Genomic DNA, 19562 nt, shown 5'->3' with positions numbered 1-19562 from the left:
CTACGTCCTCTTAGTTACCAACGACCACAGTGATGTGGCTCGTGCGCTTCAGGATGCGGGAACCGCGGCCTTTGGCGCGGGCGTACATGCGCTTCATCGCCGGACCTTCGTCCACGAAGATGCGCGAGACTTTCAGCTCGTCGACATCAGCGCCGAGGTTGTTTTCGGCGTTGGCGACGGCCGACAGCAGCACCTTGCGAACAAGGTGTGCGGCCTTCTTGTTAGTGAACTGGAGCACGTCGCTGGCACGACCCACGGGCATACCGCGGACCAAGTCAGCTACCAGGCGTGCCTTCTGCGCTGAAATGCGAGCGCTGCGCAGGATCGCTTTGGCTTCGGTGCTCATCACTTGCCCTTCTTATCGCCGCCATGGCCCTTGAAAGTGCGGGTCACCGCGAACTCGCCGAGCTTGTGCCCGACCATATTCTCGTTGACAAGCACCGGCACGTGTTGGCGACCGTTGTGGATGGCGATGGTCAATCCCACCATTTCCGGCAGGATCATGGAGCGACGCGACCAGGTCTTGATCGGGCGCTTGGAGTTGGTGGAAACCGCAGCTTCCACCTTCTTCACGAGGTGAAGGTCAACGAACGGACCTTTCTTCAATGAACGCGGCATGACGGTTTCCTAATTACTTGCGACGACGCACGATGAACTGCTGCGTGCGCTTGTTGTTACGGGTCTTGTAGCCCTTGGTCGGCAGGCCCCACGGGCTGACTGGATGCCGGCCACCGGAGGTCTTGCCTTCACCACCGCCATGCGGATGGTCGACCGGGTTCATCACCACACCGCGAACGGTCGGACGGATGCCCTTCCAACGGGTGGCACCTGCCTTGCCGAGCTTGCGCAGACTATGCTCGGAATTGCCAACCTCACCGATGGTGGCGCGGCAATCAACCGGCACACGGCGCATTTCGCCGGAGCGAAGACGCAGGGTAGCGTAGCCGGATTCGCGTGCGATCAGCTGTACCGAGGCACCGGCCGAACGCGCGATCTGCGCACCCTTGCCGGGCTTCATTTCCACGCAATGCACGGTCGAACCAACCGGGATATTGCGCAGCGGCAGGCTGTTGCCAACCTTGATCGGCGCATCGTGACCCGAGACCACGCGATCACCCACCACCACACCGGCCGGCGCAATGATGTAGCGGCGCTCGCCGTCGGCGTAGCACAGCAGCGCAATATGCGCGGTGCGGTTCGGATCATATTCCAAGCGCTCAACTTTGGCAGCGATGCCTTCCTTGTCGCGCTTGAAATCGATGATGCGATAAGCCTGCTTATGACCACCGCCACGATGACGGGTGGTGATGCGACCAAAATGGTTACGACCGCCCGTCTTCGACTGGCTTTCGGTCAGGGGCGCGTAGGGAGCGCCCTTGTGCAGCCCCTCGATGCGTACGCTAACAGCGTCGCGACGACCCGGCGAGGTTGGCTTGTGAGTAATTAGTGCCATCTGTCAGAACTCCTGGCTCAGGCCTTGGCCGTCACGTCGATCGTCTGCCCTTCGGCGAGACGAACGTACGCCTTGCGCTTGCCCTGGCGGCTGCCCGCGCGGAAACGGAAGGACTTAACCTTGCCCTTGGCGTTGACGAGATTTACCTGCTCGACCTTGACATCGAACATCTTCTCCACAGCCTGACGGACATCGGCCTTGGTCGCCTCGGGGGCAACCACGAATACATACTGGTTACCCTCAGCAAGACGGGCGGCTTTTTCGGAAATGTGCGGTGCGCGCAGCGTATTCAGAATGCGTTCGTTGCTCATGCCAGCCACTCCTCGACTTTCTTGACCGCATCAACGGTCATCACCACATAGTCGGAACCGACCAAGCTAACGGGATTCAACGCCATCACGTCCACCACATGGAGGTACGGAATATTGCGCGACGCCAAGAACAGCGCCTCATTGGTATCTTCTGACACCAACAGTACACGTCCGGAAACCTGTAGCTCAGCCAACTTCGCAACCATCGCCTTAGTCTTGGGAGCTTCGACACCGAAGCTCTCAACGACTTTCAAACGATCCTGGCGATTCAGCTCCGACAGAATGGACCGAATCGCAACGCGATACGCCTTGCGGTTGACCTTCTGCTCGTAGCTACGCGGCTTGGCTGCAAAGGTCACACCACCGCCGACAAAAATCGGGGCACGATAATCACCGTGACGAGCGCCACCACCTTTTTGCTTCTTGAATTTCTTGGTGGTACCGGACAATTCGCCGCGCGAAAGCTGCGCCTTGGTGCCAGCGCGGCCGCCTGCCTGATAAGCAACGACCACCTGGTGGACCAGAGCCTGCTTGAATTCGCCACCGAACACTTCGTCCGAGACGCTGAGTGCTGCCTTGTTAGGCGATGTTGCGCCAATAACATTCAGTTCCATCACGTCTCTCCTCAACCCTTGGTGGTCGGGCGAATGACGACGTCGCCACCGGTAGCACCCGGTACCGCGCCCTTCACCGCAATCAGATGACGCTCGGCGTCGACCTTGACCACTTCCAGACCCTGCACAGTGCGATTCACCGCACCCATGTGGCCCGACATCTTCTTGCCCGGGAACACACGACCCGGGGTCTGACGCTGACCGATAGAACCCGGCGCACGATGCGACAACGAGTTACCGTGGGTGGCATCACCCATCTTGAAGTTGTGGCGCTTGATGGTGCCCTGGAAGCCCTTGCCCTTGCTGACACCAGCCACATCGACGATCTGGCCGACTTGAAACACTTCTTCAGCCTTGATTTCGGCGCCCACAGCATATTTACCGAGGTCAGCCGCGCTCAAGCGGAACTCCCAAAGACCACGACCCGGCTCAACCTTCGCCTTGGCGTAATGCCCTTTTTGGGCTTGTGTCAGCAAGCTGGCACGTTTGACACCCGCTGCAACCTGCACAGCGCTGTAGCCATCATTATCTTCCGTCTTCACCTGCGTTACGCGATTGGGCGTCGCTTCAATCAGCGTCACCGGAATCGAGCGTCCGTCCTCGGTAAAGAGTCGGCTCATGCCGCACTTGCGGCCAACCAGTCCGATACTCATGTTCGTATCCTGTCTATCGCTCAACCAAGCTTGATCTGAACATCCACGCCAGCGGCGAGATCAAGCTTCATGAGCGCGTCCACGGTTTTGTCATTGGGATCGACGATATCCAGCACGCGCTTGTGAGTACGGGTCTCGTACTGATCGCGAGCGTCTTTATCGACGTGTGGCGACACCAGAATGGTGTAGCGCTCAATCTTGGTCGGAAGCGGGATCGGACCGAGAACCGTAGCACCAGTGCGCTTAGCCGTCTCGACGATTTCGCTGGCCGAACGGTCGATCAGACGATGATCGAACGCCTTGAGCCGGATGCGAATCTTTTGGTTCGCCATAAAACCGTGTCCTGTTATCTAAAGAACAATTCTGTGAATCGAAGTGGCTTCTCACCGCTTCGCACAACCCAATTACATTGCCACCTGCTTCCAGGTATCCGAGCCAACACCGCCAACCGGAAACCCAAAAAAGCCAAGCAGGCCTTTCTTTCGGCCTGCTCAGTCAAATATCACAGCGGAAACCCTTTTGAAGACAAGGTAGACGCCTTGCTCCGATTCCCGCAAACCTCCTTGTTAGCGAACTCGAAGCACGTCCTGCGCCTCATTTCGCGGTAACCTGCCCAGTTATTAGCTAAGCAGTGAGCTTGTAACTATAGCTTATCTACAATTACAGGGCAAGCATGAATATGAAACCGCCCGATATCCTGGGCGGTTTCTATTCGACACATCTTACTTGATGATCTTGGCGACGACGCCCGCACCCACGGTGCGGCCACCCTCGCGAATCGCAAAACGCAGGCCTTCGCTCATCGCAATCGGCGCAATCAGCTCCACCGTCATTTTGATGTTGTCGCCCGGCATCACCATCTCCACGCCGTCCGGCAACTGGCACGCGCCCGTCACGTCCGTCGTGCGGAAGTAGAACTGCGGACGGTAACCCTTGAAGAACGGCGTATGACGGCCACCCTCTTCCTTCGACAGCACGTACACTTCCGCCTCGAAGTTGGTGTGCGGCGTGATCGAACCGGGCTTGGCCAGCACCTGTCCACGCTCCACGTCCTCGCGCTTCGTGCCACGCAGCAGCAGACCCACGTTGTCGCCCGCCTGGCCCTGGTCCAGCAGCTTGCGGAACATCTCCACGCCCGTCACCGTTGTCTTGGTGGTCGGACGGATGCCCACGATCTCGACTTCTTCGCCCACCTTGATGACGCCACTCTCCACGCGACCGGTCACTACTGTGCCGCGGCCGGAGATCGAGAACACGTCTTCCACCGGCATCAGGAAGGCCTTGTCCAGCGCACGCACCGGCTCGGGGATGTAGCTGTCCAGTGCTTCCACCAGCGCGATGATCGCCGGCACGCCAATCTCCGACTGGTCGCCTTCCAGCGCCTTCAGCGCCGAACCCTTGATGATCGGTGTGTCGTCGCCCGGGAAGTCGTACTTGCTCAGCAGTTCGCGCACTTCCATTTCCACCAGCTCAAGCAGCTCCGCGTCGTCCACCATGTCGGCCTTGTTCAGGAACACCACGATGTACGGCACGCCCACCTGACGGCTCAGCAGAATGTGCTCGCGCGTCTGCGGCATCGGGCCGTCCGCGGCCGAGCACACCAGGATCGCGCCGTCCATCTGCGCCGCACCCGTGATCATGTTCTTCACGTAGTCAGCATGGCCCGGGCAGTCCACGTGCGCGTAGTGACGGTTCGGCGATTCGTATTCCACGTGCGCCGTCGAAATCGTAATGCCGCGCGCCTTCTCTTCCGGCGCCGCGTCAATCTGATCGTACGCCTTGAATTCACCACCGAACCGCTCCGCGCCTATCTTCGTCAGCGCCGCCGTCAGCGTCGTCTTGCCGTGATCCACGTGACCTATCGTACCCACGTTTACGTGCGGCTTGGTGCGTTCGAATTTACCCTTTGCCATGGCCTAAACCTCTTAAGGAACCTTGTTAATCAATATTTGAGAGTGCGGCCATGGAGGGCCGCTTTTCGATTTTTGCAAACCACGAATGACCGCAACAATCACGCCTTCTTCATAACCTGCTCGGCGATGTTATTAGGCGCCGGCTCGTAATGATCAAACTCCATCGTGAACGTGGCACGGCCTTGCGTTTGCGAACGGAGCGCGGTCGCATAGCCGAACATCTCACCTAGCGGGACCATCGCATTGATGACCTTCCCCGAAGGTGTATCGTCCGAACCCTGCAGCACGCCACGACGACGACTAATGTCACCCATGACGTCGCCGAGGTAGTCCTCGGGCGTCACGACCTCCACCTTCATGATCGGCTCGAGCAGGATAGGCCGCGACTGCTTCGCGCCTTCCTTGAAAAGCTCTCTGAACGCGCCATAGGCTGCGATCTTGAACGCCATCTCGGAAGAGTCGACGTCATGGTACGAACCGAACACGAGCTTCGCCTTGACCCCCACCACCGGGAAACCTGCCAGGTGACCGCTGGTGATGGATTCACGCAGACCTTTCTCGACCGATGGAATGTATTCCTTCGGCACCACGCCACCCGTGATTTCATTGACGAACAGGAAGTCGTCCTTCACATCCGGATTCTTGTGATCCCCATCCGTCATCGCGGAGAACTCGATCACAACGTGACCGTACTGACCCTTACCGCCCGATTGTTTGGCGTGCTTGAAGTCTGCCTTGTACGAGCCCTGGATCGTTTCGCGATAAGCCACCTGCGGTTTGCCGACGTTCGCTTCCACATTGAACTCGCGACGCATGCGGTCGACGATAATGTCCAAGTGCAATTCGCCCATACCGGAAATGATGGTCTGGCCCGATTCTTCATCGGTACGCACGCGGAACGAAGGATCCTCTGCCGCAAGACGGCTGAGCGCAATACCCATTTTTTCCTGGTCGGACTTGGTTTTCGGCTCGACCGCCATGGAGATCACCGGCTCCGGGAACGTCATGCGCTCCAAGGTGATGACATGATCCTGGGCGCACAGCGTATCGCCAGTGGTGACGTCCTTCAGGCCGACCGCAGCAGCGATATCGCCTGCACGGACTTCCTTGATTTCCTGGCGCTCGTTGGCATGCATCTGGAGAATGCGGCCAATACGTTCTTTCTTGCCCTTGACCGAGTTGTACACTTGGTCACCAGCGTTGAGCGTGCCCGAGTAGACACGAAAGAAGGTCAGCGAACCCACGAATGGGTCGGTCATGATCTTGAACGCAAGCGAGGAGAATGGAGCATTGTCATCCGCTGCGCGGCTAGCCTCCTTCTCGTTCTCGTCGATACCCTTTACTGGCGGACGATCAGCCGGTGACGGCAACAGCTGAATAACGGCATCCAGCATTGCCTGTACGCCCTTGTTCTTGAACGCACTACCGCAAAATACGGGAATCAGTTTGTTGGTGAGCGTACCGGCGCGCAGACCGGAAATGACCTCAGCCTCGGAGAGATCACCCTCTTCCAAGTACTTGTTCATCAACTCTTCGGACGTTTCAGCCGCCGATTCAACCATGAAGTTATGCGCCTTTTCGGCCTCATCCTTCAGGTTGGCAGGAATATCCTGGTATTCGAACTTCATGCCCTGGGAGTCCATGTCCCATACGATCGCCTTCATCTTGATGAGGTCGACTACGCCTTCAAAGTTGTCTTCGGCACCGATCGGCACTTGCATCGGCACCGGATTGGCCCCCAGGCGCGATTTAAGCTGATCCACTACCTTGCCGAAGTTGGCACCGGTGCGATCCATCTTGTTGACGAACGCAAGGCGCGGCACACCGTACTTATTGGCTTGGCGCCATACAGTCTCTGACTGCGGCTGCACACCACCCACAGCACAGAGCACAAACACCGCGCCATCGAGTACACGGAGCGAACGCTCTACCTCGATGGTGAAGTCAACGTGCCCAGGCGTATCGATGATATTGAACCGATGCTCGGGCAGGGAGCGATCCATACCCTTCCAAAACGCCGTCGTAGCTGCCGACGTAATGGTGATACCACGCTCCTGCTCCTGCTCCATCCAATCCATCGTGGCCGCGCCATCGTGTACCTCGCCAATCTTGTGACTGACGCCGGTGTAAAACAGGATGCGCTCGGTAGTCGTAGTCTTTCCGGCATCGATGTGAGCCATGATGCCGAAATTACGATAGCGCTCGATGGGTGTGGTGCGTGCCACGGTACTAACCTCGAATCCGTACGGTACTGCTTACCAGCGATAGTGCGAGAAGGCCTTGTTGGCTTCCGCCATGCGGTGCGTTTCCTCGCGCTTCTTGATGGCGCCACCGCGATTTTCGGAAGCTTCCAACAATTCGGCAGCCAGCTTGCGCGGCATGGACGTCTCGCCACGCTTGCGCGCCGCTTCGATCGCCCAACGCATAGCCAGCGCCATACGACGGCCCGGACGCACTTCGACTGGCACCTGATAGGTTGCGCCACCGACGCGGCGAGACTTCACCTCGACGGCCGGAGCGATGTTACCCAGCGCCTTCTCGACTAGCTGAACCGGCTCGGCATGCTTCTCGCCAAGATGGGTCAGCGCGCCATAAACGATGCTTTCGGCAACGGATTTCTTGCCACTCTTCATCACCATGTTGATGAAACGAGCAATGAGCTGACTACCGTGCTTGGGATCGGGCAATACCAGCCGGGCGGGATGGGAACCTTTACGCGACATATTTCGTGTCCTTTAACTTAGCTCTTCGGGCGCTTGGCGCCGTACTTCGAACGAGCCTGGCGGCGCTTGGTAACGCCAGCGCAGTCGAGACTGCCGCGCACGGTGTGGTAACGCACACCCGGCAGATCCTTTACACGGCCACCGCGAATGAGCACCACCGAGTGCTCCTGCAGATTATGGCCTTCGCCACCGATGTAGCTGATGACCTCGTAACCATTGGTCAGGCGCACCTTGGCAACCTTACGCAGGGCGGAGTTCGGCTTTTTCGGGGTGGTGGTATAAACGCGCGTGCAGACGCCGCGACGTTGCGGGCTGCTTTGCAGCGCCGGCGAAGCACTCTTGTAGCTCTTCGGGCTGCGGGATTTGCGCACCAGCTGATTGACTGTCGTCATGCGAAGCTATTCCTGGGAAACATAAAGGCAGACCGAATAAACCGGTCTGCCGAGAAGCGGGAATTTAACATGGGCATCTTGCTTCAGGCAAGAAAACGCCCGCCGTCCTTGACTCGAACACGAGGCGCATTCCATGCGCCTCATTTCGTATGTCGGTGAGCAAAACCGCCGAGGCTTACTCAACACCTGCATCAGTGCCTACCGGCGCCTCCACAAAGGAGACTGGGGCGGAACCGGAAAGAGTTTCCAGCTCCGAGGCGGTCAAACCACCCTGACGATGACGCTGTGCGTGATACGCCAGACCCGTACCTGCCGGAATCAGACGCCCGACAATAACATTTTCCTTCAGACCACGCAAGGTATCGCGCGTGCCACGAACTGCCGCTTCCGTGAGGACGCGCGTGGTTTCCTGGAACGAGGCCGCCGAGATAAAGGACTCGGTTGCCAACGACGCCTTGGTGATACCCAGCAACACTGATTGGAATTCCGCCGGACGTTCGCTGCGAGCCCAAGCACGTTCGTTCTCGGCAGCAATCCGCACACGTTCCACTTGCTCACCGCGCAGATAGTGGCTCTCGCCCGGCTCAGTGATCTCAACCTTCCGCAGCATCTGACGAATGATCGTTTCAATGTGCTTATCGTTGATCTTCACACCCTGCAGGCGATAGACGTCCTGGATTTCCTTCACCAGATAGGCAGCCAGCGGCTCGACGCCGAGCAGTCGGAGAATGTCATGCGGATTGGGCTCGCCGTCCACAACCGTTTCACCCTTCTCCACATGCTCGCCTTCGAACACGATGACCTGACGCCACTTGGGAATCAGCTCCTCGTGCTCATTACCCTCGCTGTCCTTAATGATTAGGCGCTGCTTGCCCTTGGTATCCTTGCCGAAGCTGACTACGCCCGAACGCTCGGCCAGAATTGCCGGCTCTTTCGGTTTGCGTGCTTCGAACAAGTCGGCCACGCGCGGCAGACCACCGGTGATGTCGCGGGTCTTCGACGTTTCCTGCGGGATACGGGCAACCACGTCACCCACGCCCACTTCGGCACCGTTCTGGATCGACACGATCGCTCCAGCCGGCAAGAAGTACTGCGCAGCGATATCGGTGCCCGGCAGCTTGAGTTCGCGACCCTTGCTGTCTTCCAAGCGCACGATCGGACGCAGATCCTTGGCCGCGGTACCGCGGCGCTTCGGATCGGTCACCACCGCCGATTCCAGGCCGGTGAGTTCGTCGGTCTGGCTCTGCACCGTCACGCCATCGATGAAGTCGATAAAGCGCACGATACCCGCCACTTCCGACACGATCGGATGCGTATGCGGATCCCAGTTAGCAACTACCTGGCCGGCTTTCACCGGCGCGCCGTCTTTGACAGTGATGGTCGCACCGTACGGCACCTTGTAGCGTTCACGCTCGCGACCATTGGCGTCGATCACCGACACTTCGCCCGAACGCGACACCGCCACCAGATGCCCCTGGGCGTGCTGCACCGTTTTCAAATTGTTGAACTTCAATGTACCCGTAGTCTTTACGGATACATTGTCGACAGCCGCTGCACGCGACGCCGCACCACCGATGTGGAATGTACGCATGGTCAACTGGGTACCCGGCTCACCAATGGACTGCGCGGCAACCACACCTACCGCCTCACCCATGTTCACCAGATGGCCGCGCGCCAAGTCGCGGCCATAGCACAGCGCGCAAACGCCATGCGAAGCTTCACAGGTGATGGACGAACGTACCTTGATGGACTGCACGCCCGCCTTGTCGAGCCTCTCGACCAACGCTTCATCCAGCAGTGTGTTACGGATGACGATCGGCTCATCACCTTCGCCGGGACCGTAGACATCTTCAGCCACCACACGACCGAGCACGCGCTCGCGTAGAGGCTCGACCACGTCGCCCCCTTCCACGATCGGCTGCATGATCAGACCTTCCTCGGTACCGCAGTCGGTCGAGGTGATGACCACATCCTGCGCCACGTCCACGAGACGACGAGTGAGGTAACCGGAGTTCGCCGTCTTCAACGCAGTATCCGCCAGGCCCTTACGAGCACCGTGCGTCGAGTTGAAGTACTGCAGAACGTTCAGGCCTTCGCGGAAGTTCGCCTTGATCGGCGTCTCGATGATCGAGCCATCCGGACGCGCCATCAGGCCGCGCATGCCGGCCAGCTGACGAATCTGCGCCACCGAACCACGGGCGCCGGAGTCGGCCATGATGTACAGCGAGTTCATCGACTTCTGGTTGACCGTCTTGCCCTCGGCATCGGTGACCTTCTCGGTACCGATACCGTCGATCATGGCCTTCGCCACCAGCTCATTGGTGCGCGACCAGATGTCGACCACCTTGTTGTAGCGCTCGCCCGCGGTGACGAGACCCGACTGGTACTGCTCCTGGATCTCGACCACTTCCTTCTCGGCCTCTTCCAGGATCGGCTTCTTCTCGGTGGGGATGATCATGTCATCGATGCCGATCGAGATACCGGCACGCGTCGCGAAACGGAAGCCGGTATACATCAGCTGGTCAGCGAAGACCACCGTGTCCTTCAGACCCAGGCGACGGTAGCAGGCGTTGATCAGGCGCGAGATGTTCTTCTTGGTCAGCTCGGTATTGGCCAGTTCGAACGGCAGTCCTTCCGGCATGATCTCGGCCAACAGTGCGCGACCCACCGTCGTCTCCACCAGCGAAATGCTGCTGGTGCGTTCACCGTTATCGTGCACTTGTACCTGCTTCAGACGCACTTTGATCCGGGCGTGCAACTGCACGGCACGGTTGTCGTACGCGCGACGCACTTCGCTGATGCCAGCGAACACCATGCCAGTGCCCTTCGCGTTCACGAGTTCACGCGTCATGTAATACAGGCCCAGCACCACGTCCTGCGTCGGCACGATGATCGGCTCACCGTTCGCGGGCGACAGGATGTTGTTCGACGACATCATCAGCGCGCGCGCTTCCAACTGCGCTTCGATCGACAGCGGCACGTGCACAGCCATCTGGTCGCCGTCAAAGTCCGCATTGAAGGCGGTACATACCAGCGGATGCAGCTGGATCGCCTTGCCTTCGATCAACTTCGGCTCGAAGGCCTGAATGCCCAGGCGGTGCAGTGTCGGCGCGCGATTCAGCAACACAGGATGCTCGCGGATCACCTCTTCGAGGATATCCCACACCTGCCCTTCTTCGCGCTCCACCAGCTTCTTGGCCGCCTTGATCGTGGTGGCCTCACCACGGCTCTGCAGCTTCGCGAAGATGAAGGGCTTGAACAGCTCCAACGCCATCTTCTTCGGCAAACCACACTGGTGCAGGCGCAAGGTCGGACCAACCACGATCACCGAACGGCCGGAGTAATCCACGCGCTTGCCAAGCAGGTTCTGGCGGAAGCGGCCTTGCTTGCCCTTGATCATGTCGGCAAGCGACTTCAGCGCCCGCTTGTTGGTGCCGGTAATGGCGCGGCCGCGACGGCCGTTGTCCATCAGCGCGTCCACCGATTCTTGCAGCATGCGCTTCTCGTTGCGCACGATGATGTCGGGCGCATTGAGCTCGAGCAGACGCTTCAGGCGATTGTTGCGGTTAATGACGCGGCGATACAGATCATTCAGATCGGACGTCGCAAAACGGCCACCGTCGAGCGGCACCAGCGGACGCAGGTCCGGCGGCAGCACGGGCAGCACCGTCATCACCATCCACTCCGGACGATTGCCGGATTCGAGGAAGGCTTCGATCAACTTCACGCGCTTGGTGAGGCGCTTGAGCTTGGTTTCGGAGTTGGTGGAGGCGATCTCTTCCTTCAGGCGAATCACTTCACCCGGCAGATCGAGCGACTTCAGCAGCTCATACACCGCTTCGGCACCCATGCGAGCGTCGAACTCGTCACCGTGTTCTTCCACGGCCTCGAGGTACTGGTCTTCGCTAAGCAGCTGACCACGCTCAAGCGCCGTCAGACCTGGATCGATCACCACGAAGGCTTCGAAGTACAGGATGCGCTCGATGTCACGCAGCGTCATGTCCAGCATCAAGCCGATGCGCGACGGCAACGACTTCAGGAACCAGATGTGCGCGACCGGGCTGGCCAGTTCGATGTGGCCCATGCGTTCACGGCGCACCTTGGCGAGCGTGACTTCCGTGCCGCACTTTTCGCAGACCACGCCGCGATGCTTCATGCGCTTGTACTTGCCGCACAGGCACTCATAGTCCTTCACCGGTCCGAAGATGGCGGCGCAAAACAGACCATCACGCTCCGGCTTGAAGGTGCGGTAGTTGATCGTTTCGGGCTTCTTGACCTCGCCATACGACCAGGAACGAATCAGCTCCGGCGACGCCAGTGCGATCTTGATCGAATCGAACTCTGGCGCGCTGCGCTGCTGGTTGAACAGATTGAGCAAATCTTTCATTGCATAAGCTCCTGTAACCCGCGGGTTACTTGATCTCTTCCAGGTCGATGTCGATGCCGAGCGAGCGGATTTCCTTCACGAGCACATTGAAGGATTCCGGCATGCCCGCCGCCATCTCGTGGTTGCCGTCGACGATGTTCTTGTACATCTGGTTGCGGCCTTGCACGTCGTCGGACTTCACCGTGAGCATTTCCTGCAGGGTGTAGGCCGCGCCGTAGGCTTCCAGCGCCCAGACTTCCATTTCGCCGAATCGCTGACCGCCGAACTGTGCCTTGCCACCCAGCGGCTGCTGCGTGACCAGCGAGTACGGACCAGTCGAGCGGGCATGCATCTTGTCGTCGACCAAGTGGTTGAGTTTCAGATAGTGCATGTAGCCAACGGTGACCGGGCGATCGAATGCCTCGCCGGTACGACCATCGAACAGCATGGTCTGACCCGACTCGGGTAGCTCCGCCAGCCTCAACATTGCCTTCAGTTCGGCTTCTTCCGCGCCATCGAACACTGGCGTGGCCATCGGTACGCCGTCCTGCAGGTTCTTCGCCAGCGTGAGGATTTCCTCATCGGTAAGCGACTTCAGGTCGACGTGTTGTACAGCCCCGGCGACATGGTGGTTATAGATCTGATCCAGGAATTCACGGACCTTCGCCACCTTCTCCTGCGCTTCGAGCATTTGCTGGATCTTCTTGCCCAGGCCCTTTGCGGCCCAACCAAGATGCACTTCCAGAATCTGACCGATGTTCATACGCGAAGGCACACCCAACGGATTCAGACAGATGTCGATCGACGTGCCATCTGCCATGTAAGGCATGTCTTCCACCGGCACCACGTTGGACACCACACCTTTGTTACCGTGGCGGCCAGCCATCTTGTCGCCCGGCTGGATGCGACGCTTCACAGCCAGGAACACCTTGACCATCTTCAGCACGCCAGGTGCCAGATCGTCGCCCTGAGTGATCTTCGCCTGCTTTTCCTTGAACCGCTTATCGAATTCTTCCTTGTGGCGCTTGACCTGTTCGGACGCGCGCTCAAGGAATTCGACGGTGGCTTCGTCTTTCGGATTGACCTTGAACCAGTCGTCCTTCTTCAGACCATCCAGATATTCGTTGGTGATCTCAGCGCCGCGCTTCAGCCCGGCCGGGCCGCTATTGGCGACCTTGCCGACGAGCTGTACGCGCATGCGGTTGTAGATCGCGCCTTCGAGGATGCGGAACTGGTCGTCGAAGTCTTTGCGGATGCGCTTGATTTCCATCTCTTCGATCTGGCGCGCACGCTTGTCTTTCTCGATGCCATCACGCGTGAACACCTGCACATCGATGACAGTGCCGTCCATGCCCGGCGGCACGCGCAGCGAGCTGTCCTTCACGTCCGACGCCTTCTCACCGAAGATCGCGCGGAGTAGCTTCTCCTCCGGCGTGAGCTGGCTTTCGCCCTTCGGCGTGACTTTGCCGACCATGATGTCACCGGCTTTCACTTCCGCACCGATGTACACGATGCCGGATTCGTCCAGACGTGCGAGCGCCTGTTCGCCGACGTTCGGAATATCAGCAGTGATTTCCTCCGCACCCAACTTCGTGTCGCGCGCAATGCACGACAGTTCCTCGATGTGGATCGAGGTATAGCGGTCTTCTTGCACGACGCGCTCGGAGAGCAGGATCGAGTCTTCGAAGTTGTAGCCGTTCCACGGCATGAAGGCGATCAGCATGTTCTGGCCGAGCGCGAGCTCACCCAGATCGGTCGACGAACCGTCGGCCAGCGTGTCGCCCTTCGCCACCACGTCACCCACGTTCACCAGCGGACGCTGGTTGAGGTTGGTGTTCTGGTTGGAGCGGGTGTACTTGGTCAGCGTGTAGATATCGACACCGGCATCGTTTTCACCGACTTCGCTCTCATTCACTCGCACCACGATACGTGCTGCGTCGACCTGGTCGATCACACCACCACGCTTGGCCGTGACGATAACGCCCGAGTCACGCGCCACAGCGCGCTCGATGCCGGTACCCACCAACGGGGTCTGCGAACGCAGCGTCGGCACAGCCTGGCGTTGCATGTTCGCGCCCATCAGCGCGCGGTTCGCGTCATCGTGCTCAAGGAACGGCACCAGCGCCGCCGCCACCGATACGGTCTGCATCGGCGAGACGTCCATGTAGTTGATTTCAGGCGAAGGACGCAGCTCGGATTCACCACGGAAACGGCAAGACACGAAATCTTCGACGAAACTGCCGTCCTTATTGAGCGGCGAGTTCGCCTGCGCGATCACATGGTCACCTTCTTCGATCGCCGAAAGGTACTCCACCTGGTTCGTGACCTTGCCATCCACGACCTTACGGTACGGCGTCTCAAGGAAGCCGTACTGATTGGTGCGTGCATACACGGCGAGCGAATTGATCAGGCCGATGTTCGGACCTTCCGGCGTCTCGATGGTGCAGACGCGGCCATAGTGCGTAGGATGCACGTCGCGAACTTCAAAGCCCGCGCGTTCGCGCGTCAGACCACCCGGTCCCAATGCCGATACGCGGCGCTTGTGCGTCACTTCCGACAGCGGGTTGTTCTGGTCCATGAACTGCGATAGCTGCGACGAGCCAAAGAATTCCTTCACTGCCGCTGCGACTGGCTTGGCGTTGATCAGATCCTGCGGCGTGAGGCCATCGGCCTCCGCAAGAGACAGACGCTCACGCACAGCACGCTCCACGCGTACCAAGCCGATGCGGAAGGTGTTCTCCGCCATCTCACCCACCGAGCGCACACGGCGGTTGCCGAGGTGGTCGATATCGTCAACGGTACCGTGGCCGTTCTTGATGTCGATCAGCACCTTCAGCACATCCAGGATGTCGGACTGGTCTCCTTGTGAGGCCACCAGGGCCTGCGCCTCTTCGCTCTTGAGTTCGCCGAAGTACTTCGGGTCAAACAGCACGCCGGGGCCGACAATTTCCTTGCGGCCGACGCGACGATTGAACTTCATGCGACCCACACCCGACAGGTCATAGCGGTCGAACGTGAAGAACAGATTGAAGAACAGGTTCTGCGCCGCTTCCTTGGTTGGCGGCTCACCCGGGCGCATCATGCGATAGATTTCCACCAGCGCTTCGAGCTGCGTCTTGGTGCTGTCGATACGCAGGGTATGCGAGATGTAAGCACCACGATCGAGATCATTCACGTACAGCGTCGGCAGCGTTTCGATGCCGGCCTTGCGGAAATTCTCAAGCTGTTCCGCAGTGATTTCATCATTCGCGGAAGCCAGCAGTTCGCCAGTCTTCGGATCGACGATATCGATAGCCAAGATACGACCGACCGCATAGTCATCCGGCACTTCCAGCGCAGTGATGTTTTCGGCCGCGAGCTGGCGTACGTGGCGTGCGGTAATACGCTTGCCAGCTTCCACCAGCACCTTGTCGCCAATCATTAGATCGAAGCTCAGCGTTTCGCCGCGCAGGCGCTCGGCAACGAGCTCCAGCGTGGTACCGCCCTTCTTGCCCAGATGGAATACGTTGTGCTCAAAGAAAATGGAGAGCATCTCTTCATTGCTGTAACCGAGCGCGCGCAGCAGCACCGTCACCGGCAACTTGCGGCGACGGTCGATACGGGTGAACAGCGCATCCTTCGGGTCGAACTCGAAGTCGAGCCACGAGCCGCGATAAGGAATCACGCGTGCCGAGAACAGCAACTTGCCGGAGCTATGCGTCTTGCCACGGTCGTGGTCAAAAAACACGCCCGGAGAGCGGTGCAGCTGGGACACGATCACACGCTCGGTACCATTGATGATGAAGGTGCCGGTGTCGGTCATGAGCGGAATTTCGCCCATGTAGACCTCCTGCTCCTTTACATATTTGACGGCCTTCTTCGAAGCCGGGCTGTCCTTGTCATAAATCACAAGGCGCACGGTCACGCGCAGTGGCGCGCCGAAGGTCATACCGCGATTGCGGCATTCACGTTCGTCGAACGGCGGTTCACCGAGGCGATAATCGACATATTCAAGGGCTGCGTTGCCCGAATAACTGACAATCGGGAACACGGACTTCAAGGCGGCGTGCAGACCTTTGTCTTCGCGCTGCTTGGGAGCAATGTCCTCCTGCAGGAATTCACGGTAGGAATCGGTCTGGATCGTCAGCAGGTTGGGTACGCCCAATACGGGCGGACGCTTGCCGAAATCCTTGCGGATACGCTTCTTCTCGGTAAACGAGTAGGTCATGGTCGGTGACGCCTCGGTTCGCTGTGGCGCCGGTGGTGCACACACCGGCAAAATGAAAAAAACTTGGATGGGGGAATCGAGGATGAAAAGTCATGATGACCCATCCATCCTCCATGCCCCGGTCCCAGGCATCCATGCCAAAGCCGGAACAGGCGCCTGCCAGTTCCGGTTTCGATAAGTCAAAAGCGGGGAGCATTTGGCTTACCACATTGGGTCCTCATGACCCACTTAAAACCCACTTCGGCCAGACACGAGCCGCCGAAGCGGGCAAAGCCCGGGGACTTACGCCCCCAGGCTTGCGTGACGTTCGATCAAACTGACGGCGCGCAAGGGCGCCAATTACTTCAGTTCGACCTTGGCGCCGGCAGCTTCGAGATCCTTCTTGAACTTCTCGGCATCTTCCTTCGAGACGGCTTCCTTCAGCACGCCGCCCGACTCAGTCAGGTCCTTGGCTTCCTTCAGGCCCAGGCCGGTGATCGCGCGCACAGCCTTGATCACGTCGACCTTCTTGTCGCCGGCGTTCACGAGAACGACGTCGAACTCGGTCTTCTCTTCGACAGCCGGGCCAGCAGCGGCCGGACCAGCCGCCACGGCGACCGGGGCGGCGGCGGACACGCCAAACTTCTCTTCGATGGCCTTCACCAGGTCCATCACTTCCATAAGCGACTTTGCGGCGACGGCTTCAACGATCTGTTCGTTGGTAAGGGACATGTTGATTTACCTCTGGAAATGGTTTCGATTGGATTCGCGTCGAACTTAGGCGGATGCTTCTGCTTCGGCCGGTGCTTCACCGCCGCCCTGCTTGTCAGCTACGGCCTTGATGGCACGCGCGAACATCGCAGCGGGTTCGGCCAGCACGCGGGCCAGCATGGCCAGGGCCTGTTCACGGGTCGGCAACGAGGCCAGCACTTCGACGTGCGCAGCCGGCAACAACTTGCCTTCCACCGAGACGACCTTGGCCTTCAGCTTGTCGTTGGTCTTGGCGAACTCCTTGATCAGACGACCGGCCGCGCCGGGTTCTTCCGTCGAGAATGCATACAGCAGCGGACCGGTCAGGACGTCCTTGACGACCTCGAACTCGGTACCCACTACAGCGCGTGAAGCGAGCGTGTTCTTGACAACCTTCAAGTACACGCCGGATTCGCGAGCTTTCTTGCGCATCGCGGTCATTTGCTCGACCGTGGTGCCTGCATACTCGGCAGCGACCAAGGAGTGGGCCTTCGAGGCAACTTCTGCCAGTTCGGCGACGACTTCTTGCTTCTGAGAAAGATTCAGAGCCATATCACTCCTCCAAATTAAATCCGCAGACGGCTCCTGCCGCTGGCGGTCCTGGTCAACGCCATCCTTGACGCTGGGGACATGAATGTCCCGGGTGGTGGCCATTCCAGAAAAACGATTCCAGAAAGGGCTGCACCATCTGCGCAGGCCGGCTTCGTGATGAAACCGATTAAGCGATCTCGCTAGTCACGACGGCGATTCCATGCCACCACGAGCTCCCTGCTCGTCGTCGTAACGCGCTGAACGCGCCTGCGGTCTTTGACGGTGACCCCGGAGGCTTTTTTGCACCGGAGCTACCCTCAAAAACTGCCTGCATAGCGAGGATCGCCATGCAGGACTTGAACTATTACTTGGCCGAAGCGGCCACCAGGGTCGACGTATCAACCGGCACGCCCACGCCCATCGTGCTGGACAGCGCAACCTTCTGAAGGTACTGACCCTTGGCTGTAGCCGGCTTGGCCCTCATCAGATCGGCAATCAGCGCATTCAAGTTATCGGCCAACTGGTTGGCCTCAAAATTGGCCTTGCCGATGGTGGCGTGGATGATGCCTGCCTTATCGTTGCGGAACTTCACCTGGCCCGCCTTGGCGTTCTTCACGGCCGTAACCACATCGGCCGTAACCGAGCCGTCCTTGGGATTCGGCATTAGGCCGCGAGGACCGAGCAATTGGCCGAGCTTACCGACCACGCGCATAGCGTCCGGCGTGGCGATGACGCGACCGTAGTCGATTTCACCCGCCTGCATACGCTCAGCCAGATCATCCATACCGACAGCATCAGCACCGGCCGCCTTCGCGGCCTCAGCCTTTTCACCAGCCGGGCAGAACACGGCAACCTTAACCGTTTTGCCGGTACCGTGAGGCAGCAGCGACGAGCCGCGCACACCCTGATCCGACTTTTTGGCGTCGATACCTAACCGCACCGCCACATCTACCGACTCGGGGAATTTGGCCTTGGCATTGGCCTTGACGATCTTGAGGGCTTCATCCAGGCCATAAAGCTTGCCTGGCTGCACTGCGGCCTGGGCCGCCTTCAAACGCTTCGTGAGCTTTGCCATGTCTTAACCCTCCACTACCAAGCCCATGCTGCGCGCGCTACCAGCGATGGTGCGCACTGCGGCATCCAAATCAGCAGCCGTGAGATCCGGCTCCTTCTGCTTGGCAACATCTTCCAATTGCTTGCGGGTGATCTTGCCGACTTTATCGGTGTTCGGCTTGGAAGAACCTTTGGCAACCCCAGTAGCCTTCTTGATCAGGACCGTGGCCGGCGGAGTCTTGGTAATGAAGGTAAAACTACGATCCGAATAAGCCGTAATGATGACTGGGATCGGCAGACCCGGCTCCATCTTCTGCGTGGCAGCGTTGAATGCTTTGCAGAACTCCATGATGTTCAAGCCACGCTGACCAAGCGCCGGACCCACGGGCGGCGACGGATTGGCCTGGCCGGCCTTGACCTGCAGTTTGATATAACCAACAACTTTCTTTGCCATTGAAATTTCCTCGCGAGTTCAGACGCCTTGCGGCTCCTCGCCGTACACAGTCCCTGGATAGAGGGGAACCCGCGACTCCTGCGAATTCCAGAAACACGTACACGCCGAGCCATTCGGCTCCAGCGTGAACCGAATAGTTTAGAGATGATTCGGGCCTTAAGCA

Annotated in this window: 17 protein-coding genes; all 17 read right to left on the bottom strand. The window is 59.1% G+C overall.

Annotated features, from left to right (window positions below):
- Positions 1 to 10: 10 nt before the first annotated feature.
- A complete protein-coding gene (rplV, locus tag AC4HNJ_RS00615) occupies positions 11 to 346 on the bottom strand; it encodes a 50S ribosomal protein L22 (RefSeq protein ID WP_128899624.1) in 336 nt (111 codons plus the stop codon).
- Entirely contained in the window at positions 346 to 618 is a 273-nt protein-coding gene (rpsS, locus tag AC4HNJ_RS00610) for a 30S ribosomal protein S19 (protein ID WP_115477112.1), read from the bottom strand. The genes rplV and rpsS overlap by 1 nt, the downstream gene beginning before the upstream one ends.
- 13 nt (positions 619 to 631) lie before the next feature.
- Positions 632 to 1453: a 50S ribosomal protein L2 gene (rplB, locus tag AC4HNJ_RS00605; protein WP_490477590.1), complete on the bottom strand. Its 822-nt coding sequence runs from the start codon at positions 1451 to 1453 to the stop codon at positions 632 to 634.
- A 17-nt stretch (positions 1454 to 1470) separates the two neighbouring features.
- On the bottom strand, positions 1471 to 1764 hold the full coding sequence (gene rplW / locus AC4HNJ_RS00600) for a 50S ribosomal protein L23 (protein ID WP_490477589.1): 294 nt from the start codon (positions 1762 to 1764) through the stop codon (positions 1471 to 1473).
- Positions 1761 to 2378 carry a 50S ribosomal protein L4 gene (gene rplD, locus AC4HNJ_RS00595; RefSeq protein WP_490477588.1) on the bottom strand — a complete coding sequence of 206 codons (618 nt, stop codon included), beginning with the start codon at positions 2376 to 2378 and terminating at the stop codon, positions 1761 to 1763. The genes rplW and rplD overlap by 4 nt, the downstream gene beginning before the upstream one ends.
- An 11-nt stretch (positions 2379 to 2389) precedes the next feature.
- Positions 2390 to 3031, bottom strand: a complete 642-nt coding sequence (rplC, locus tag AC4HNJ_RS00590; protein WP_490477587.1) for a 50S ribosomal protein L3 — start codon at positions 3029 to 3031, stop codon at positions 2390 to 2392.
- A gap of 20 nt (positions 3032 to 3051) precedes the next feature.
- A complete protein-coding gene (gene rpsJ, locus AC4HNJ_RS00585; RefSeq protein WP_014402136.1) occupies positions 3052 to 3363 on the bottom strand; it encodes a 30S ribosomal protein S10 in 312 nt (103 codons plus the stop codon).
- A 390-nt stretch (positions 3364 to 3753) separates the two neighbouring features.
- A complete protein-coding gene (gene tuf, locus AC4HNJ_RS00580; RefSeq protein WP_490477579.1) occupies positions 3754 to 4944 on the bottom strand; it encodes an elongation factor Tu in 1191 nt (396 codons plus the stop codon).
- 98 nt (positions 4945 to 5042) lie between these two features.
- Positions 5043 to 7169: an elongation factor G gene (fusA, locus tag AC4HNJ_RS00575; protein ID WP_490477586.1), complete on the bottom strand. Its 2127-nt coding sequence runs from the start codon at positions 7167 to 7169 to the stop codon at positions 5043 to 5045.
- 30 nt (positions 7170 to 7199) lie between these two features.
- Positions 7200 to 7667, bottom strand: coding sequence for a 30S ribosomal protein S7 (gene rpsG / locus AC4HNJ_RS00570; RefSeq protein ID WP_115479996.1), 468 nt, complete (start codon positions 7665 to 7667; stop codon positions 7200 to 7202).
- A gap of 17 nt (positions 7668 to 7684) precedes the next feature.
- Positions 7685 to 8059, bottom strand: coding sequence for a 30S ribosomal protein S12 (gene rpsL / locus AC4HNJ_RS00565; protein ID WP_115479997.1), 375 nt, complete (start codon positions 8057 to 8059; stop codon positions 7685 to 7687).
- A gap of 175 nt (positions 8060 to 8234) precedes the next feature.
- Positions 8235 to 12446: a DNA-directed RNA polymerase subunit beta' gene (gene rpoC, locus AC4HNJ_RS00560; RefSeq protein ID WP_490477585.1), complete on the bottom strand. Its 4212-nt coding sequence runs from the start codon at positions 12444 to 12446 to the stop codon at positions 8235 to 8237.
- Positions 12447 to 12471: 25 nt separating this feature from the next.
- Positions 12472 to 16632, bottom strand: a complete 4161-nt coding sequence (gene rpoB, locus AC4HNJ_RS00555) for a DNA-directed RNA polymerase subunit beta (protein WP_490477584.1) — start codon at positions 16630 to 16632, stop codon at positions 12472 to 12474.
- Positions 16633 to 16971: 339 nt separating this feature from the next.
- On the bottom strand, positions 16972 to 17343 hold the full coding sequence (rplL, locus tag AC4HNJ_RS00550) for a 50S ribosomal protein L7/L12 (protein WP_490477583.1): 372 nt from the start codon (positions 17341 to 17343) through the stop codon (positions 16972 to 16974).
- A gap of 45 nt (positions 17344 to 17388) precedes the next feature.
- Positions 17389 to 17913, bottom strand: a complete 525-nt coding sequence (rplJ, locus tag AC4HNJ_RS00545) for a 50S ribosomal protein L10 (RefSeq protein WP_490478074.1) — start codon at positions 17911 to 17913, stop codon at positions 17389 to 17391.
- A gap of 343 nt (positions 17914 to 18256) precedes the next feature.
- Positions 18257 to 18967: a 50S ribosomal protein L1 gene (gene rplA, locus AC4HNJ_RS00540; RefSeq protein WP_490477582.1), complete on the bottom strand. Its 711-nt coding sequence runs from the start codon at positions 18965 to 18967 to the stop codon at positions 18257 to 18259.
- A 3-nt stretch (positions 18968 to 18970) separates the two neighbouring features.
- Positions 18971 to 19399 (bottom strand): 50S ribosomal protein L11, encoded by a 429-nt coding sequence (gene rplK / locus AC4HNJ_RS00535; protein WP_192165969.1) that lies wholly within the window; start codon positions 19397 to 19399, stop codon positions 18971 to 18973.
- Positions 19400 to 19562 lie beyond the last annotated feature (163 nt).

The sequence above is a fragment of the Dyella sp. SYSU CM1112 genome, from assembly GCF_058216415.1.
This window is presented reverse-complemented; position numbering and strand designations above follow the sequence as displayed.

Coding starts and splice junctions, on each gene's coding strand:
- rpoB (WP_490477584.1), bottom strand. CDS start 16,632: ATGACCTACTCGTTTACCGAGAAGAAGCGTATCCGCAAGGATTTCGGC.
- rplB (WP_490477590.1), bottom strand. CDS start 1,453: ATGGCACTAATTACTCACAAGCCAACCTCGCCGGGTCGTCGCGACGCT.
- rpsJ (WP_014402136.1), bottom strand. CDS start 3,363: ATGGCGAACCAAAAGATTCGCATCCGGCTCAAGGCGTTCGATCATCGT.
- rplW (WP_490477589.1), bottom strand. CDS start 1,764: ATGAGCAACGAACGCATTCTGAATACGCTGCGCGCACCGCACATTTCC.
- tuf (WP_490477579.1), bottom strand. CDS start 4,944: ATGGCAAAGGGTAAATTCGAACGCACCAAGCCGCACGTAAACGTGGGT.
- rplA (WP_490477582.1), bottom strand. CDS start 18,967: ATGGCAAAGCTCACGAAGCGTTTGAAGGCGGCCCAGGCCGCAGTGCAG.
- rpoC (WP_490477585.1), bottom strand. CDS start 12,446: ATGAAAGATTTGCTCAATCTGTTCAACCAGCAGCGCAGCGCGCCAGAG.
- rplL (WP_490477583.1), bottom strand. CDS start 17,343: ATGTCCCTTACCAACGAACAGATCGTTGAAGCCGTCGCCGCAAAGTCG.
- rpsL (WP_115479997.1), bottom strand. CDS start 8,059: ATGACGACAGTCAATCAGCTGGTGCGCAAATCCCGCAGCCCGAAGAGC.
- rplD (WP_490477588.1), bottom strand. CDS start 2,378: ATGGAACTGAATGTTATTGGCGCAACATCGCCTAACAAGGCAGCACTC.
- rpsS (WP_115477112.1), bottom strand. CDS start 618: ATGCCGCGTTCATTGAAGAAAGGTCCGTTCGTTGACCTTCACCTCGTG.
- rplJ (WP_490478074.1), bottom strand. CDS start 17,913: ATGGCTCTGAATCTTTCTCAGAAGCAAGAAGTCGTCGCCGAACTGGCA.
- rpsG (WP_115479996.1), bottom strand. CDS start 7,667: ATGTCGCGTAAAGGTTCCCATCCCGCCCGGCTGGTATTGCCCGATCCC.
- rplV (WP_128899624.1), bottom strand. CDS start 346: ATGAGCACCGAAGCCAAAGCGATCCTGCGCAGCGCTCGCATTTCAGCG.
- rplK (WP_192165969.1), bottom strand. CDS start 19,399: ATGGCAAAGAAAGTTGTTGGTTATATCAAACTGCAGGTCAAGGCCGGC.
- rplC (WP_490477587.1), bottom strand. CDS start 3,031: ATGAGTATCGGACTGGTTGGCCGCAAGTGCGGCATGAGCCGACTCTTT.